Source organism: Streptomyces amakusaensis (assembly GCF_039532665.1).
GTDB lineage: Bacteria > Actinomycetota > Actinomycetes > Streptomycetales > Streptomycetaceae > Streptomyces > Streptomyces amakusaensis.
The window spans coordinates 564644-581532 of sequence record NZ_BAAASB010000002.1 but is presented as its reverse complement, the minus strand read 5'-3'; the positions used below and the strand labels follow the sequence as shown (position 1 = coordinate 581532).

General features: G+C 70.0%; 13 protein-coding genes. 4 read left to right on the top strand and 9 right to left on the bottom strand.

Annotated elements, in window-relative coordinates:
- Window positions 1–183: hypothetical protein (locus tag ABD371_RS05130; protein ID WP_344473164.1), on the top strand; the 183-nt coding region annotated here is incomplete at its 5' end.
- Window positions 184–302: 119 nt separating this feature from the next.
- On the opposite strand, the gene ABD371_RS05125 is transcribed toward ABD371_RS05130, so the two are convergent.
- From ABD371_RS05125 to thyX, 3 genes are all read right to left on the bottom strand, one after another.
- A complete protein-coding gene (locus ABD371_RS05125; protein ID WP_344473162.1) occupies window positions 303–1988 on the bottom strand; it encodes a ribonuclease J in 1686 nt (561 codons plus the stop codon).
- 150 nt (window positions 1989–2138) lie between these two features.
- Complete coding sequence (dapA, locus tag ABD371_RS05120; RefSeq protein WP_344473160.1) at window positions 2139–3038, bottom strand: 4-hydroxy-tetrahydrodipicolinate synthase; 900 nt, start codon at window positions 3036–3038, stop codon at window positions 2139–2141.
- A gap of 244 nt (window positions 3039–3282) precedes the next feature.
- Window positions 3283–4023, bottom strand: a complete 741-nt coding sequence (gene thyX / locus ABD371_RS05115; RefSeq protein WP_344473158.1) for an FAD-dependent thymidylate synthase — start codon at window positions 4021–4023, stop codon at window positions 3283–3285.
- A gap of 206 nt (window positions 4024–4229) precedes the next feature.
- Between thyX and ABD371_RS05110 the strand changes: the two genes are divergently transcribed.
- Together ABD371_RS05110 and ABD371_RS05105 are read left to right on the top strand one after the other, a co-directional pair.
- Window positions 4230–4475, top strand: coding sequence for a hypothetical protein (locus ABD371_RS05110; RefSeq protein WP_344473156.1), 246 nt, complete (start codon window positions 4230–4232; stop codon window positions 4473–4475).
- Between the two features lie 97 nt (window positions 4476–4572).
- On the top strand, window positions 4573–5121 hold the full coding sequence (locus ABD371_RS05105; RefSeq protein ID WP_344473154.1) for a hypothetical protein: 549 nt from the start codon (window positions 4573–4575) through the stop codon (window positions 5119–5121).
- Window positions 5122–5177: 56 nt separating this feature from the next.
- On the opposite strand, the gene ABD371_RS05100 is transcribed toward ABD371_RS05105, so the two are convergent.
- The 6 genes from ABD371_RS05100 to eccD form a co-directional block, all read right to left on the bottom strand.
- Window positions 5178–5627, bottom strand: coding sequence for a tetratricopeptide repeat protein (locus ABD371_RS05100; protein WP_344473152.1), 450 nt, complete (start codon window positions 5625–5627; stop codon window positions 5178–5180).
- Between the two features lie 4 nt (window positions 5628–5631).
- Entirely contained in the window at window positions 5632–6384 is a 753-nt protein-coding gene (gene dapB, locus ABD371_RS05095) for a 4-hydroxy-tetrahydrodipicolinate reductase (RefSeq protein ID WP_344473149.1), read from the bottom strand.
- 32 nt (window positions 6385–6416) lie between these two features.
- Entirely contained in the window at window positions 6417–7796 is a 1380-nt protein-coding gene (locus ABD371_RS05090; RefSeq protein WP_344473146.1) for a M16 family metallopeptidase, read from the bottom strand.
- The gene (locus tag ABD371_RS05085) at window positions 7793–10012 is read right to left on the bottom strand and encodes a polyribonucleotide nucleotidyltransferase (RefSeq protein ID WP_344473143.1); all 2220 of its coding nucleotides are present in this window, start codon (window positions 10010–10012) and stop codon (window positions 7793–7795) included. Before ABD371_RS05085 ends, ABD371_RS05090 begins: the two co-directional genes overlap by 4 nt.
- 397 nt (window positions 10013–10409) lie before the next feature.
- Window positions 10410–10700 carry a 30S ribosomal protein S15 gene (gene rpsO, locus ABD371_RS05080; protein WP_093600212.1) on the bottom strand — a complete coding sequence of 97 codons (291 nt, stop codon included), beginning with the start codon at window positions 10698–10700 and terminating at the stop codon, window positions 10410–10412.
- 217 nt (window positions 10701–10917) lie between these two features.
- Entirely contained in the window at window positions 10918–12417 is a 1500-nt protein-coding gene (gene eccD, locus ABD371_RS05075; protein ID WP_344473215.1) for a type VII secretion integral membrane protein EccD, read from the bottom strand.
- A 372-nt stretch (window positions 12418–12789) separates the two neighbouring features.
- Between eccD and eccCa the strand changes: the two genes are divergently transcribed.
- On the top strand, window positions 12790–16758 hold the full coding sequence (gene eccCa, locus ABD371_RS05070) for a type VII secretion protein EccCa (protein WP_344473134.1): 3969 nt from the start codon (window positions 12790–12792) through the stop codon (window positions 16756–16758).
- Window positions 16759–16889 lie beyond the last annotated feature (131 nt).

Genomic DNA, 16889 nt, shown 5'->3' with positions numbered 1-16889 from the left:
TTCCCTTCGGTCTTGCGTTTCCAACTCTACCAGATCCTTTTCCCATTCCGTTTCCGGTTTGGATTTTCAGATCCAGCGGCCAGTTGGACCGGCCTTTTGCCTTTCGGCTGCTCCGACTTTATCAGAAGTTCTGAGTCGGAATTTCCCGCCCGTTTGATTCGGATGAACCGTTGGAGAACGTGATCCGATCGCACGAATGCTTCGGGTTCCCCGTGGGCGGAGCCGTAAACCTACTGGAGCGGAGCGCCTCGATGCAAATCGAGGCGCTCCGCTCCGGGAAGGGGAAGTGCGACGTCAGACCGTCAGACCTCGACGACGACCGGCAGGATCATGGGCCGGCGACGGTAGGTGTCGGAGACCCACTTGCCCACCGTGCGGCGGACGAGCTGCTGGAGCTGGTGGGGTTCGGCGACCCCGTCCGCGCCCGCCTTGGCGATGGCCTCCTCGACCCGGGGGAGCACCCCGTCGAAGGCCGAGTCGTCGATGCCGGAGCCGCGGGCCTGGATGTGCGGCCCGCCGACGACCTTGCCGGTGGTGGAGTCGACCACCACGAAGACGGAGATGATGCCCTCGTCTCCGAGGATGCGGCGGTCCTTGAGGGAGGACTCGGTGACATCGCCGACCGAGAGGCCGTCGACGTACACATATCCGGCCTGGACCTTGCCGACGATCCGGGCCTTGCCGTCGATCAGGTCCACCACCACGCCGTCCTCGGCAATGACGATGTGGTCCTTGGGGACGCCCGTCAGCGCTCCGAGCTCGGCGTTGGCGCGCAGATGACGCCATTCGCCGTGCACCGGCATGAGGTTCTTCGGCTTGCAGATGTTGTAGAAGTACAGCAGCTCGCCGGCCGAGGCGTGGCCCGAGACATGGACCTTGGCGTTGCCCTTGTGGACGACGTTGGCGCCCCAGCGGGTCAGGCCGTTGATCACGCGGTAGACCGCGTTCTCGTTCCCCGGGATCAGGGAGGAGGCCAGGATGACGGTGTCGCCCTGGACGATCCGGATCTGGTGGTCGCGGTTGGCCATCCGGGACAGGGCCGCCATGGGCTCGCCCTGGGAACCCGTGCAGACGAGGACGACCTCGTGGTCGGGCAGGTCGTCAAGGCTTCTGACGTCCACCACCAGACCGGCCGGAACCCTGAGGTAGCCCAGGTCGCGGGCGATGCCCATGTTCCGGACCATGGAGCGGCCGACGAAGGCCACGCGCCGCCCGTACTCATGGGCGGCGTCCAGGATCTGCTGGATGCGGTGCACATGGCTGGCGAAGCTCGCCACGATGATGCGCTTCTGGGCGCTGGCGAAGACCTGCCGCAGGACATTGGAGATGTCCCGCTCGGGCGGGACGAACCCGGGGACCTCGGCATTGGTCGAGTCGGACAGCAGGAGGTCGATGCCCTCCTCGCTGAGCCGGGCGAAGGCGTGCAGGTCGGTGAGCCTGCCGTCCAGCGGAAGCTGGTCCATCTTGAAGTCGCCGGTGTGCACCACCATGCCGGCGGGGGTGCGGATGGCGACGGCCAGCGCGTCCGGGATGGAGTGGTTGACCGCGATGAACTCGCAGTCGAAGGGACCGATGCGCTCCCGGTTCCCCTCCACGACCTCCAGGGTGTACGGACGGATCCGGTGCTCCTGGAGCTTCGCCTCGATCAGCGCGAGGGTCAGCTTGGAGCCGATCAGCGGGATGTCCTGCTTCAGCCGGAGCAGATAGGGGACACCGCCGATGTGGTCCTCGTGACCATGGGTGAGGACGATGCCCTCGATGTCGTCGAGACGGTCCCGAAGCGTGGTGAAGTCGGGCAGGATGAGATCGACTCCGGGCTGTTCGTCCTCGGGGAAGAGGACGCCGCAGTCGACGATGAGCAGGCGGCCCCCGTATTCGAAGACCGTCATGTTCCGGCCGATCTCACCGAGGCCGCCGAGCGGGGTGACCCGCAGGCCGCCCTTGGCGAGCTTCGGCGGGGCGCCGAGTTCTGGATGCGGATGACTCAAAAGACTCTCCTCACCACGTACGCCACGTACCTCGAAGGCACGTGGCGTACGTGACTGTCGTGCACTTGCTGTTGTCAGTGCGCCGACCGCGGAACGGCCGGTTGTCGTATTTCCTTCAGTTGTTCCTGTATTCAGTTGTGAAGTCTGTGGTCACAGCTGTACCCCGCCCGCGGCGAGGTCGATCTTCAGCTGGGCGGTTTCCTCCGGGGAGAGCTCCACGAGGGGGAGCCGGAGGGGGCCGGCGGGCAGGCCCTGGAGGGCCAGGGCGGCCTTGGTGGTGATGACGCCCTGGGTGCGGAACATGCCGGTGAAGACCGGCAGCAGCCGCTGGTGGATCTCGGTGGCCTTCTGGACGTCGCCGTTCAGATGGGCGTCGAGGAGGGCGCGCAGCTCGGGGGTGACGACATGGCCGACGACGGAGACGAAGCCGACCGCGCCGACCGAGAGCAGCGGGAGGTTGAGCATGTCGTCGCCCGAGTACCAGGCGAGGCCGCTGCGGGCGATGGCCCAGCTGGCGCGGCCGAGGTCGCCCTTGGCGTCCTTGTTGGCGACGATCCGGGGGTGCTCTGCGAGGCGGACGATCGTCTCGGTGTCGATCGGGACGCCGCTGCGGCCGGGGATGTCGTAGAGCATCACGGGCAGCTCGGTGGCGTCGGCGATGGCCGAGAAGTGACGGCGCAGGCCCTCTTGCGGGGGCTTGTTGTAGTACGGCGTGACCGCGAGCAGGCCGTGCGCTCCGGCGCGCTCGGCGGCGTGGGCGAGTTCGACGCTGTGGCGGGTGTCGTTGGTGCCGACGCCGGCCACGATGGTGGCCCGGTCTCCGACCGCCTCCAGAACAGCTCGTACGAGCCGGTCTTTCTCCGCGTCGCTGGTGGTCGGGGACTCACCGGTGGTGCCGTTGATGATCAGGCCGTCGTTGCCCGCGTCCACCAGGTGGGTCGCGAGGCGCTGCGCGCCGTCGATGTCGAGTGCGCCGTCCGCCGTGAAGGGCGTGACCATGGCGGTGAGGACCCGCCCGAAAGGGGTCTGCGGAGTGGAGATCGGAGCCATGGGTAACACGCTACTCGTTGCTCAGCACACTGTGTCCCCTGGAGGGCGTGACGTACGTCGGGGCTGAAGGAGCCCGGCACTGCCTGCTCGGGGGGTCAAGCAGTGCCGGGTCCGTTTGATCAGCCTAGATGAACTTCATGAAACACCGCAATGCGGACACTTCGCCGAGGGAATCCGTACATCTGTGCCGTCGTACCGTCTCCTGAAAGGAAGCTTCACAGGTCAGACGGGGTGAGGCACGGTCTCACGGAGCGATACGGCCGTTGGCGTTGAAGGCGGCGTGGGTGAGCGGCATGAGCCGCGCCCACTCCTCCTCCATCTGCTCGCCGACCATCTCGATCTCCCGCTGCGGGAAGGACGGCACCTTCGCCAGCTCGTGCTGGGTGCGCAGCCCGAGGAAGTGCATCAGCGAGCGGGCGTTGCAGGTGGCGTACATCGAGGAGAAGAGTCCGACGGGGAGGACCGAGCGGGCGATCTCGCGGGCGATGCCAGCCGCCAGCATCTCCTGGTAGGTCTCGTAGGAGCGCCGGTAGGAGTCCTCCATGGCGTCGCTGACGACCTTGTGCTGCGCCGGGCTGCCGTCGACGAAGACGTACTTGCCGGGGCGACCCTCCTGGACCAGCTTGCGGTCCTGGCCGGGGACGTAGAAGACGGGCTGAAGCTCCCGGTAGCGGCCCGACTCCTCGTTGTAGGACCAGCCCGCCCGGTGCCGCATGAACTCGCGGAAGACGAAGATCGGGGCGCTGATGAAGAAGGTCATCGAGTTGTGCTCGAAGGGGCTGCCGTGGCGGTCCCGCATCAGGAAGTTGATGAGCCCCCTGGAGCGCTCGGGGTCCTTCTGGAGCTCCTCCAGCGACTGCTCACCGGCCGTGGAGACACGGGCGGCCCACAGCACATCGGTGTCGGAAGCGCTGTGCTTCACCAGGTCCACGGTGACATCACCGCGGAAGCTGGGGGTCGCGGTCTCGGCGGGGGTGTCGGTCACCGGGTGGGTCCTTCCAGGGGCGTGAGCTGGGCGGCGACCACTCTAGTCCACCGGGTCGCCGTCGCCGCCGACCCTCCTTCCTCGGTCGATTCGGTGAAATCGGGCACCGAATCGGCGTTTCGTGCGTCTGTACGAGTAGTGGACCGCTTCTGTGGCGGTCGCACCGTTCGTGCCGTCATCGTTCCCTGATCGAGGAGAGTGCCCTGATGTTCCGCCGGCGGGAGACCGTTCCGTTCTCATTCGTCGCCGCACCCGAGGCCGAGAGCTTCAGCAGCAATGTCGCTCCCCCGCCGCGCGAGCGTCCCAGCGCCTCCCAGCTCGCGGGGCGTGCGCTGATCGGGCTGACCCTCGCCGCCGGGCTGGCCGGTGCGCTGCTCTTCGGGCTCCCGGCAATGGAGTCAGGGCAGACCCCGGGGAACACCCAGCAGTCCGAGGCGACCGAGCGCCGTTGACACATACGGCCCCCCTGGGGTGGTCGACCGGTGAACGCCTCGGTAGCCTCACCCGTCACAGCCCCCGATCGAGTGTGCTGGTGAGTGAGGATCAGTCGTGCCCCTGCCCTTTCTGACGGCCGACCGTGCGTTCGACGCTTCGGATGATGTCGCGCTGCCGTTCGACGACCATGATCAGTGGCGGCGTCCCTACCGTCCGGGGCCCTGGCGGGTCGGGACGGCGGCCGTGCTGCTGCTGCTCGCCTCGTTCGTCCTGCTCGCCGCGATGATCATCGTCTTCGCGGGGGCGTTCTCCGGCGCGCTGCTCTGTCTGAGCGTCGGCGCGGTTCTCGTCGCGGTGGCCCTGCGGATGCTCCGGATGGGCGTGTGGGTGAGCCGGAACGGTCTGCGGAAGGTCGGTCTGCTGACCACGGCCACCGTGCCGTGGGCCAAGGCGTCCGCCGTCCGCACGGTGCAGCAGCCGGTGCGCTGGCTGGGGCTCCCGAGGACGGTGCAGGGGCAGGCGCTGGTGCTGACGCGTACCGGCCCCGGCGACTCGATGGCGCTGCTCACCGACCACAACGCCGACTTCCTGTCGCGGGTGGAGGCGTTCGAGCGGGCCGCGGACACCGTGGAAGCCTGGTGGTCGGAGTACCGCCAGGGCTGACGGACTTCCCCCGCGCGCTCCGGCCCGTCCGCCGGCACCGTCCCCGAAGGGGCGGGTCAGTGGACGGGCCGGCCCGCGTGGAGGGCGATCGCCCGCTGCATGGCCTTGCGGGCCCGGGGGGTGTCCCGGGCGTCGTGGTACGCCACCGCCAGCCGGAACCAGCAGCGCCAGTCGTCCGGTGAGTCCTCGGTCTCGGCGCGGCGCAGCGCGAAGGCCGCGTCCGCCGCGTCGCGGTCGATGCGTCCGCCGGGGGTGCGGGCGAGATCGTCCACCGGCAGTCCGCCCTCGGCGTCCAGTTCGGCCGCGAGCCGGTTGGCCCTGGTGACGAACTGGGTGTTCTTCCAGAGGAACCAGACGCCGATCCCCGGCAGGATCAGCACCGTGAGACCGAAGGTGACGGTGATCGGGGTGCCCTGCTGGATGAGCATCAGACCACGGCTGCCGACCAGGACGAAGTAGACGACGAGGACGGCTGCCGTGATCAGGTAGGTGATTTTCGCGCGCATGGGATCAGCCCAGGTCGAGGAAGTGTTCGAGGCCGAAGGTGAGACCGGGCGCGGTCACGACACGGCGGACTCCGAGCAGGACGCCCGGCATGAAGCTGCTGTGGTGCAGGGAGTCGTGCCGGATGGTGAGGGTCTCGCCCTCGTCGCCGAGCAGGACTTCCTGGTGGGCGAGGAGACCCCGGAGCCGTACGGAGTGCACCGGGACGCCGTCCACGTCGGCCCCGCGCGCGCCGTCCAGGGCGGTGACCGTGGCATCGGGCTGGGAGCCCAGGCCCGCCTCGGCGCGGGCGGCGGCGATGAGCTGGGCGGTGCGGGTGGCGGTGCCGCTGGGGGCATCGGCCTTGTTCGGGTGGTGCAGCTCGATGACCTCGGCGGATTCGAAGTAGCGGGCCGCCTGCCGGGCGAAGGCCATGGTGAGGACCGCGCCGATGGAGAAGTTCGGGGCGATGAGCACCCCGGTCTCCGGGGAGGCGTCGAGCGAGGCTCCCAGCTGCGCGAGGCGGTCCTCGGTCCAGCCGGTGGTGCCGACGACCGCGTGGATGCCGTGGCGTACGCAGAAGTCGAGGTTGCCCATCACCGAGGCGGGGGTGGTCAGCTCGACGGCCACCTGCGCCCCGGCCTCGACCAGGGTCTCCAGCCGGTCGCCCCGGCCGAGGGCGGCGACCAGCTCCATGTCCTCGGCGGCTTCCACGGCTCGTACCGCTTCCGAGCCGATCCGGCCCTTGGCTCCGACGACCGCCACGCGCAACTTGCTCATCAGTGTCTTTCCTTCGGGAGTCTCGGGATTGTTCAGGAGACCGTCTCGTGGAGGCGGTCGGCCTGGCGGTCCTTGAGCGGGCCGATGACCGCGAGCGAGGGGCGGTGGCCGAGGATGCCGGCGGCGACCTCGCGTACCTCGTCGGGGGTGACGGCCGCGATCCTGGCGAGCATGGAGTCCACCGACATCTGGGTTCCCCAGCACAGTTCGCTCTTGCCGATACGGTTCATCAGCGCGCCGGTGTCCTCCAGGCCGAGCACGGTGGAGCCGGAGAGCTGGCCGATGGCCCGGCGGATCTCGTCGTCCGTGAGGCCGTCGGAGGCGACCTTGTCCAGTTCGTCCCGGCAGATCTTGAGGACGTCGTGGACCTGGCTGGGCCGGCAGCCCGCGTAGACGCCGAAGAGTCCGCAGTCGGCGAAGCCCGAGGTGTACGAGTACACGCTGTAGGCGAGGCCGCGCTTCTCCCGTACCTCCTGGAAGAGACGGGAGGACATGCCGCCGCCGAGGGCGGTGTTGAGCACGCCGAGCGCCCAGCGGCGCTCGTCGGTGCGGGCGAGGCCGGGCATGCCGAGGACGACATGGGCCTGCTCGGTCTTGCGGTTCTGGAGTTCGACCCGGCCGGCGGTGCGCACCGAGCGGCGGCCGTCGCGGGGTTCGAGCGGGACGGCGTCCGTGCGGGTCAGCGCGCCGGCCTTCTCGAAGGCGCGGCGGACCTGGCGTACGACGGTGGCGTGGTCGACATTGCCCGCGGCGGCGACGACCAGATGGGTCGGGTCGTAGTGCTTCTGGTAGAAGCGGCGGACGCGTTCGGCCGTCAGGGCGTTGACGGTGTCGACGGTGCCGAGGACCGGGCGGCCGAGGGGGGTGTCGCCGAACATGGTGTGCGCGAAGAGGTCGTGCACACAGTCGCCCGGGTCGTCCTCGGTCATGGCGATCTCTTCGAGGATCACCCCGCGCTCGGCGTCCACGTCCTCCTGGAGGATCAGCGAACCGGTGAGCATGTCGCAGACGACGTCGATGGCGAGCGGCAGATCGGTGTCGAGCACCCGGGCGTAGTAGCAGGTGTACTCCTTCGCCGTGAAGGCGTTCATCTCGCCGCCGACCGCGTCGATCGCGGAGGAGATGTCGAGGGCGGAGCGGCGCTCGGTGCCCTTGAAGAGGAGGTGCTCCAGATAGTGCGTGGCGCCGTTGAGGGACGGCGTCTCGTCACGGGAGCCGACGTGGGCCCAGATGCCGAAGGTGGCGGAGCGTACGGACGGCAGGGTCTCGGTGACGATGCGCAGGCCACCGGGGAGGGTGGTGCGACGGACCGTGCCGATGCCGTTCTCGCCCTGGAGAAGTGTTTGGGTACGGGCGACGGCCCGCGCCTTCGAAGAGGCGCGGGCCGTCGCTCGGGGACTGCGCGACGTCACTTGGCAGCGTCGTCCTTCGTGTCGTCGCCGGCGGCCTCGCCGTCGATCACGGGGATCAGGGAGAGCTTGCCGCGGGAGTCGATCTCCGCGATCTCCACCTGGACCTTGGAGCCGACCGCGAGCACGTCCTCGACGTTCTCCACGCGCTTGCCACCGGCGAGCTTGCGGATCTGCGAGATGTGCAGCAGGCCGTCCTTGCCCGGGAGCAGGGAGACGAAGGCGCCGAAGGTGGTGGTCTTGACGACCGTACCCAGGTAGCGCTCGCCGACCTCCGGCATCGTCGGGTTGGCGATGCTGTTGATCGTGGCGCGGGCGGCCTCGGCGGCCGGGCCGTCGGCGGCACCGATGTAGATGGTGCCGTCGTCCTCGATCGTGATCTCGGCGCCGGTGTCCTCCTGGATCTGGTTGATCATCTTGCCCTTGGGGCCGATGACCTCGCCGATCTTGTCCACGGGGATCTTGACGGTGATGATCCGCGGGGCGTTGGGGGACATCTCGTCCGGCGTGTCGATCGCTTCCATCATCACGTCGAGGATGTGGAGGCGGGCGTCACGGGCCTGCTTGAGGGCGGCGGCGAGGACGGAGGCCGGGATGCCGTCGAGCTTGGTGTCCAGCTGGAGGGCGGTGACGAACTCCTTGGTGCCGGCGACCTTGAAGTCCATGTCGCCGAAGGCGTCCTCCGCACCGAGGATGTCGGTGAGGGCGACGTAGTGCGTCTTGCCGTCGATCTCCTGGGAGATCAGACCCATGGCGATGCCGGCGACGGGGGCCTTCAGCGGCACACCGGCGTTCAGCAGCGACATCGTGGAGGCGCAGACCGAGCCCATGGAGGTGGAGCCGTTGGAGCCGAGGGCCTCGGAGACCTGACGGATCGCGTACGGGAACTCCTCGCGCGTCGGCAGCACCGGCACGATGGCGCGCTCGGCGAGCGCGCCGTGGCCGATCTCGCGGCGCTTCGGCGAACCGACGCGGCCGGTCTCGCCGACGGAGTAGGGCGGGAAGTTGTAGTTGTGCATGTAGCGCTTGCGGGTCACCGGGGAGAGGGTGTCCAGCTGCTGCTCCATGCGGAGCATGTTCAGGGTGGTGACGCCCAGGATCTGGGTCTCGCCACGCTCGAACAGCGCGGAGCCGTGCACCCGCGGGATCGCCTCGACCTCGGCGGCGAGCGTACGGATGTCCGTGACGCCGCGGCCGTCGATGCGGACCTTGTCCTTGATGACGCGCTCGCGCACCAGGTTCTTGGTCAGCGAGCGGTAGGCGGCGGAGATCTCCTTCTCGCGGCCCTCGAAGGCCGGGAGGAGCTTCTCGGCGGCGAGCTCCTTGACGCGGTCCAGCTCGGCCTCGCGGTCCTGCTTGCCCGCGATGGTGAGCGCCTGGGCCAGCTCGCCCTTGACGGCCGAGGACAGCGCGTCGTAGACGTCGTCCTGGTAGTCCAGGAAGACCGGGAACTCGCCCTCGGGCTTGGCGGCCTTGGCGGCGAGGTCGGACTGGGCCTTGCAGAGCGCCTTGATGAAGGGCTTCGCGGCCTCGAGACCGGCGGCGACGACCTCCTCGGTGGGGGCGTCGGCGCCGTCCTTGACGAGCTGGATGGTCTTCGTGGTGGCCTCGGCCTCGACCATCATGATCGCGACATCGCCGTCCTCGAGGACCCGGCCGGCGACGACCATGTCGAAGACGGCGTCCTCCAGCTCGGTGTGGGTCGGGAAGCCGACCCACTGGCCCTTGATCAGCGCGACACGGGTGCCGCCGATCGGGCCCGAGAAGGGCAGGCCGGCCAGCTGTGTGGAGCAGGAGGCGGCGTTGATCGCGACCACGTCGTACAGGTGGTCGGGGTTGAGCGCCATGATCGTCTCAACGATCTGGATCTCGTTGCGCAGGCCCTTCTTGAAGGAGGGGCGCAGCGGGCGGTCGATCAGGCGGCAGGTGAGGATCGCGTCCTCGGAGGGCCGGCCCTCGCGGCGGAAGAAGGAGCCGGGGATCTTGCCGGCCGCGTACTGCCGCTCCTCGACGTCCACCGTGAGGGGGAAGAAGTCGAGCTGGTCCTTGGGCTTCTTGGAGGCGGTGGTGGCCGACAGCACCATGGTGTCGTCGTCCAGGTACGCCACGGCGGAGCCGGCGGCCTGCTTGGCCAGGCGGCCCGTCTCGAAGCGGATGGTGCGGGTGCCGAAGGTGCCGTTGTCAATGACGGCCTCGGCGTAGTGGGTCTCGTTCTCCACTAGCGTTTTCTCCGTTACTTTGCGTCTTTCGTCCCCTCGCCCGTGTGGCGGGAGGACCTGCGGAGAAGCTCTCGTACTGGGCCGGTCTTCGATCGAAGCACCCGGGGTTGTCCGCTCCGGGAGCCACTACCGAGGACCGGCGGCGGCGAGTCGGCTTCTCACTCGTTCAGTGGTGCATTGTGTCGTTCGGTACTGCTCTGTGTGCGACCAGACTAATTGCCGTCCGGTGTGTCGCGCACGTACAGCGGGTCACGCGGTCGCACGGGGTGCGGCCGGGCCGTGACGCTCTGTACAGCGTGTACGCGGCTGTACATTCCGTACGCCATGTACAGCAAAGCTGTGTACAGCAAAAGGGAGCGGCCCCCTGTTCAGTGGGAACCGCTCCCTCCACGGCGTTTTACTTGGCGCCGCCGGCCGCACCGCGGCGGATGCCGAGGCGGTCGACGAGCGCACGGAAGCGCTGGATGTCCTTCTTGGCCAGGTACTGGAGAAGGCGGCGGCGCTGGCCGACGAGGATCAGCAGACCACGGCGGGAGTGGTGGTCGTGCTTGTGGGTCTTGAGGTGCTCGGTCAGGTCCGAGATGCGGCGCGAGAGCATGGCGACCTGGACCTCGGGGGAGCCGGTGTCGCCCTCCTTGGTGCCGAACTCGGTCATGATCTGCTTCTTGGTAGCGGCGTCGAGAGACACTCGGTACTCCTCTTGTGGTGTTCTATGCGCCCACGAGTGCCCCTGGTCTGGTACTCAGGGGAGCTTCCGTGACTCGGAGGCGAAGGTCCGATGGGCGCAGCTCCCAGGGCATCCCGGGAACGCGTACACAAACGGCCGTCACCCAGCGTACCAGTCCCTCCGGCGGGCTCCCCCGGCGGCCGTCGCGCGCTCAGGAGCACACGACGGGAGCGCGCGCTCAGGAGGTGGTGGCGCGGATCGCGTGGTAGACGCCGAAGACCGCGAGGGTCAGCGGGATGAGGGTGAGCAGTACGCAGGTCTCGGCGATCTCCAGGAAGCGGCCCCAGAAGGGGGTGACCCCGGTGCGCGGGACGATCAGTCCGACTGCGGTGACGAGGGCGGCGACGAGCGCGACGGCGGCGGCGAGCCAGACCGTGCGGATGTCGAGGCCGGAGCTGTCGCCGCGGAGGGCGGCGCGCATCAGGGCCTCCGGCGGGTTGAGGCAGAGGCCGAGGCCGAGCAGGAGCAGCGAGCCGAGGCCGGCGGCGAGCGAGCAGCCGACCTGGGCGGTGTAGCGGAAGAGGTGGGCCCGCATCAGCATGGACACGCCGGTGGCGAGGGCGAGGAGCTGTCCCCAGACGCTGTCGGAGAAGCCGAGCACCGCGGCGGATCCCACGGCGACCAGCGCGCAGCCGCCGACGAGTCCGACGAGCAGTTCGTGGCCGCGCCGGGCCTGGGCGGCGATGCGGCGGGCGTCGACGGGGCCCTGGGGCTCGGGCTCGGATCCGTAGTCGCCGATGGTGGTGCGGGGCGGGTCGAAGCCGATGGGCAGCCGGGCGAAGCGGGTGGAGAGGCCGGGCAGGAAGGCGAGGGCTCCGACGGCGAGCGGGGCGCAGAGCGCGGCGGTCTCGGCGGGGCTCAGCCGGTAGGCGATCGCGAGGAAGGCCGCGAGGACTCCGACGGCGGCGGCGAGGACGAAGGCGACGAAGGGGCCGTCGCCGCCGGGGGCGACGATGGTGAGGATCACGGCGACCACCAGCACGGCGGCGCAGGCGAGCAGGAAGTGGAGCCGGCCGACGCCCTGTCCGTCGGCGGGGGGCAGCAGTCCGGATCCGGCGACGGCCGCGCCGGCCATCGCGCCGATGCCCAGGGCGACGGCCGACGCGCGGTCGTCGTACACCCGGGCGCGGACGCAGGCGAGGGCGAGGAGCAGCACTCCGGCGACGGCGGCCAGGATGCCCTGGAGGCCGTGGGTGTCGTGGCCGGGGGCCGAGGACCACAGGACGAAGGCGAGCAGCAGGAGCAGTGTCGCGCCGCCGAAGAGGCCGGCCCCGCGCATCAGCGCGTCGCTCCACAGGGTGCGGTCGCGGGCGACGGCGGTGGCGACGGCGTCGGTGACGTCGTCGAAGACGGCGGGGGGCAGGGATTCGGCGAAGGGGCGCAGGGAGAGCAGCTCGCCGTCGAGGATGCGCTGCGCGCCGAGCGTGCGCGCGCCGTCGAGGACGGTGCCGTCGCGGCGGACCAGGTGGTAGCCGACAGGGGCGCCGGGGGCGGGGCTCTGGCCGGAGAGCCGGAGGATCTCCGGGTAGAGGTCGGCGACGGCGATGTCCTCGGGGAGGGCGACGTCGACGCGGCTGTCGGGGGCGACGACGGTCACCCGGCAGAAGCCGGTTCCGCCGCCGGACGGGGTCGCCTGTCCGGTGTGGCCGGCTCCGGTGGCCGCCGCTCGGGCCGTCATAGTCACCTGCTGCATCCCCTCGTGATCTCTTGTCATCTCCCGCGGATTCCTCCGCGGTTCGCGACGCGGATCCCGCCGCGGTTCGGGCCGTGTCCCAACACCGCCGGCTGTCCCGCACCGCCGGTTCACGATCCGGTCCGCACCGCAGTGCGTGCCGCGGTCGGCACGGTGCTCAACGCTGTGCCGCACATCGATTCGCGTTTCTCGCCGGCGGGACCGCGCGGCGGTTCAGCGGGTTCGCGAACGCGTCGCGCCACCCTACCGCCCGCCCCGGCGCGCCGCCGCAAGTAGGATCCCTCCCCGCGGACGGAGCCCGTCGCCACGGGGGCGCCGATAGGAACATTTCCGTCCGGCAAGGGAATTGGTGAGCTTGTGAGTCAGATCGTCGTCAAACGGCCACCACGGGCTCTGCCTTCCGAGGTGCCCGGCGAGCACGTGCAGCTGCAACCCCCTCCCGAGCTGCCGCGAGGGCAGCAGGAGGGCGCGCTGATGCAGCTGTTGCCGATGCTGGGCATGGGCGGTTCGGTCGTCTTCTTCTTCATCACGCCGAATCCGATCATGCGGATCATGGGAATGATCATGATCGCGTCGACGATAGCCATGGCCATCGCGATGCTGGTCCGTCATCGGCGGGGCACCCAGGGCGAACTGGCCGATCTGCGCCGGGACTATCTGAAGTACCTGACGCAGACCCGGCGGGGCGTGCTGCGCACCGCGCGTCTTCAGCGCGATGCCCAGTTCTATCTGCACCCGTCGCCCGAGCAGCTGTGGGCGCTGGTGGCGGAGGGCAGCCGGCTGTGGGAACGGCGCATCGGCGACGCCGACTTCGGCCAGGTGCGCATCGGGCTCGGCAGCCAGCAGCTCGCCACTCCGCTGATCGCCCCCGAGACCGCGCCGGTGGACGAGCTGGAGCCGCTGACGGCGGGGGCGATGCGCCAGTTCCTGACGGCGCACGGCACGCTCGACGGGCTGCCGATGGCGGTGTCGCTGCGCGCTTTCTACCATCTGACGCTCAGTGGTGAGACGGAGTCGGTACGGGCCACCGCCCGGTCGTTGACGGGCTCGCTCGTCTCGCTGCACTCCCCCGAGGATCTGGTCGTCGCGGTCGCCGCCGGGCCGGACGCCGCGCCGCACTGGGAGTGGGCGAAGTGGCTTCCGCATGTGCAGGCTCCGGGTCCGGGCGACGGCGCGGGCAGCCGCCGTCTGATCACGACGGACGCGCGCGAGCTGGACGAGATGCTGGCGGCGCTACTGGAGGAGCGGCCCCGGTTCGGCGGGAATCCGCTGCTGGACCAGCCGCATGTGGTGGTGGTCCTCGACGGTCAGTCCGTTCCCGCCGGTTCCGCGCTGGCGGCGGCCGAGGGGCTTCAGGGGGTGACGGTCATCGAGGTCGTCCCGGGTGAGGCGACGGGACCGCGCGGCGGTCTGTCCATCACCGTCCAGCCCGACGCGCTGCGGCTGGAGTCGGGGCACGGGCTGGTCTACGACGGGGTGCCCGACCTGCTCAGCCCGCAGGCGGCCGAGGCGCTGGCCCGCCAGCTCGCTCCGCTGCGGGTGGGCACCGGCGGCGACGACGACCAGCCGCTGCTGGCCAATCTCGACTTCACCGATCTGCTGAATCTGGGGGACGCGGCCTCGGTCGACGTCAGCCGCACCTGGCGGCCCCGGTCCCAGTCGGAGCGGCTGCGCGTACCCATCGGCGTCGGCGAGGACGGCGCGCCGGTGATGCTGGACCTCAAGGAGGCCGCGCAGGAGGGTATGGGCCCGCACGGCCTGTGCGTGGGCGCGACCGGTTCCGGCAAGTCGGAGCTGCTGCGGACGCTGGTGCTCGGCCTCGCCGTCACCCACTCCTCGGAGACGCTCAACTTCGTCCTCGCGGACTTCAAGGGCGGCGCGACCTTCGCCGGCATGTCGCAGATGCCGCACGTGGCCGCGGTGATCACCAACCTGGCCGACGATCTGACGCTGGTGGACCGGATGGGCGACTCCATCCGCGGCGAGCTGAACCGCCGGCAGGAGATGCTCCGCGACGCGGGCAACTACGCCAACATCCACGACTACGAGAAGGCCCGGGCGGCGGGCGCACCCCTCCAGCCCATTCCCTCGCTGGTGCTGGTCATCGACGAGTTCAGCGAGCTGCTGACCGCCATGCCCGACTTCATCGAGATGTTCGTGCAGATCGGCCGGATCGGCCGGTCCCTCGGGGTCCATCTGCTGCTGGCCTCCCAGCGGCTGGAGGAGGGCCGGCTGCGCGGCCTGGAGACCTACCTCTCGTACCGGATCGGTCTGCGCACCTTCTCCGCCGCCGAGTCACGGGCGGCGCTGGGCGTGCCGGACGCCTATACGCTGCCGAACGTCCCCGGTTCGGGGTATCTGAAGTACGGCACGGACGAGATGGTGCGGTTCAAGGCCGCGTACGTCTCCGGGGTGTACCGCGCGGGCGCTCACCGGGCCGCCTCGGGCGGGCCGCTCCCGGTGGACCGCAGGCCGGTCCCGTTCACCGCCGCGCCGGTGCCGGTGCGGTACGCCGCGCCCGCGCCCGGTCCCTCCGTGCCGGACGCGCGCGCCGCCGAGGACGACGCCCTGGCCGACTCCGTACTCGACGTGGTCGTACGCCGGCTGGAGGGCCGGGGGGCCGAGGCGCACCAGGTGTGGCTGCCGCCGCTGGACAATCCCCCGCCGCTGGACGAGCTGCTGCCGGGGCTGGCGAACGTGCCCGGCCGGGGGCTCACCCAGCCCGGGTACGAGGGGGCCGGCCGGCTGGTCGTGCCGCTGGGCGTGGTGGACAAGCCGTTCGAGCAGCGGCGCGACACCCTGTACCGGGACTTCTCCGGCGCGGCCGGTCATATGCAGATCGTCGGCGGCCCGCAGTCGGGCAAGTCGACCCTGCTGCGCACGCTCGTCTCCGGGTTCGCGCTGACCCACACCCCGCAGGAGGTCCAGTTCTACGGGCTCGACTTCGGTGGCGGCGGGCTCTCCGCGACCGCCGGGCTCCCGCATGTCGGCGGGGTGGCCTCCCGGCTCGACCCCGAGCGGGTGCGGCGGACGGTCGCCGAGGTGTACGGCATCCTCTCGCGCCGCGAGGAGTACTTCCGCGGCGCGGGCATCGACTCCATCGCCACCTTCCGCAGGATGCGGGCGCGCGGCGAGATCTCGACGGCGGAGCAGCCGTGGGGAGACGTCTTCCTGCTCATCGACGGCTGGGGCAACTTCCGCTCCGACTACGAGGGCCTGGAGCCCGCCGTCCTGGAGATCGCGGCACGCGGGCTGGGCTACGGCATCCATCTGGTCCTGACGGCCTCCCGCTCCATGGAGGTGCGTGCCAACCTCAAGGACCATCTGATGAACCGGCTGGAGCTGCGGCTCGGCGACACCATGGACTCCGAACTGGACCGGAAGGCGGCCGTCAATGTGCCGACGGGAGTCCCGGGGCGCGGGCTGACGCCGGAGAAGCTGCACTTCATGGCGGCGGTCCCCAGGATCGACGGAATGAGTTCCGCCGGCGATCTCTCCGAGGCCACCACCGCGATGAACCAGGAGGTCGGCCGCCACTGGACCACCCCCGGCGCGCCCCAGGTGCGGCTGCTGCCGCGCGAACTGCCCGCCGGGCATCTGCCCCCGGGCTCGGCCGACCCGGGGCGCGGGGTCGCCTTCGCCATCGACGAGAACAATCTGGAGCCGGTCTTCGCCAACTTCGAGCGCGATCCCTTCTTCCTCGTCTTCGGCGAGAGCGAGTCGGGGAAGTCGAACCTCCTGCGTCTCCTCATCACCCAGCTGAGCCGCCGGTACGAGGGCGACGCCTGCAAGTTCTTCGTGATCGACAACCGTCGCGGGCTGCTGGACGTCACCCCGCCGACGCATCTCGCCGAGTACGTCCCCATGTCCAACAACATGGACCACCATGTGGACGCCCTCTTCGACCTGATGCAGCGGCGCACCCCGGCGGCCGATGTCACGGCCCAGCAGCTGAGGGACCGCAGCTGGTGGCGCGGCCCGTCCGTGTTCGTCGTCGTCGACGACTACGACCTGGTGTCCACCTCCAGCGGCAACCCGCTGAGCAAACTCACCGAGCTGCTGCCCTTCGCCCGTGACGTCGGCGTCCGCTTCATCATCGCCCGCAGCTCCGCGGGCGCCAGCCGCGCCGCGTACGAGCCCTTCATGCAGCGGATGACGGAGCTCGGCGCGCAGGGCGTGCTGCTCTCAGGCGACCCGCAGGAGGGCGACATCCTCGGCGGTGTGCGCATGCGGCCGATGCCCGCCGGCCGGGGCGTCTTCGTCTCCCGGCAGCGGGGGAATCCGCTGGTGCAGACGGGGCTGATGCCGCCGGACGAGCAGATCTGACAGATCCGCGGATCCGCCGGATCTGCCGGTACGGGGGGAGTCTCGCGGGTCATGTGGATCCTGTGAACTCCCCCTCGGCCTTCGCTTCACGTCAATAGGCTTGTCCGACGAGTCGGGCGACGGGGTGCCGG

What these genes read in the sequence shown, in the direction of transcription:
- ABD371_RS05110 (WP_344473156.1), top strand. Translation starts at nt 4,230, where the DNA reads ATGTTCCGCCGGCGGGAGACCGTTCCGTTCTCATTCGTCGCCGCACCC.
- ABD371_RS05100 (WP_344473152.1), bottom strand. Translation starts at nt 5,627, where the DNA reads ATGCGCGCGAAAATCACCTACCTGATCACGGCAGCCGTCCTCGTCGTC.
- dapA (WP_344473160.1), bottom strand. Translation starts at nt 3,038, where the DNA reads ATGGCTCCGATCTCCACTCCGCAGACCCCTTTCGGGCGGGTCCTCACC.
- eccD (WP_344473215.1), bottom strand. Translation starts at nt 12,417, where the DNA reads ATGACGGCCCGAGCGGCGGCCACCGGAGCCGGCCACACCGGACAGGCG.
- dapB (WP_344473149.1), bottom strand. Translation starts at nt 6,384, where the DNA reads ATGAGCAAGTTGCGCGTGGCGGTCGTCGGAGCCAAGGGCCGGATCGGC.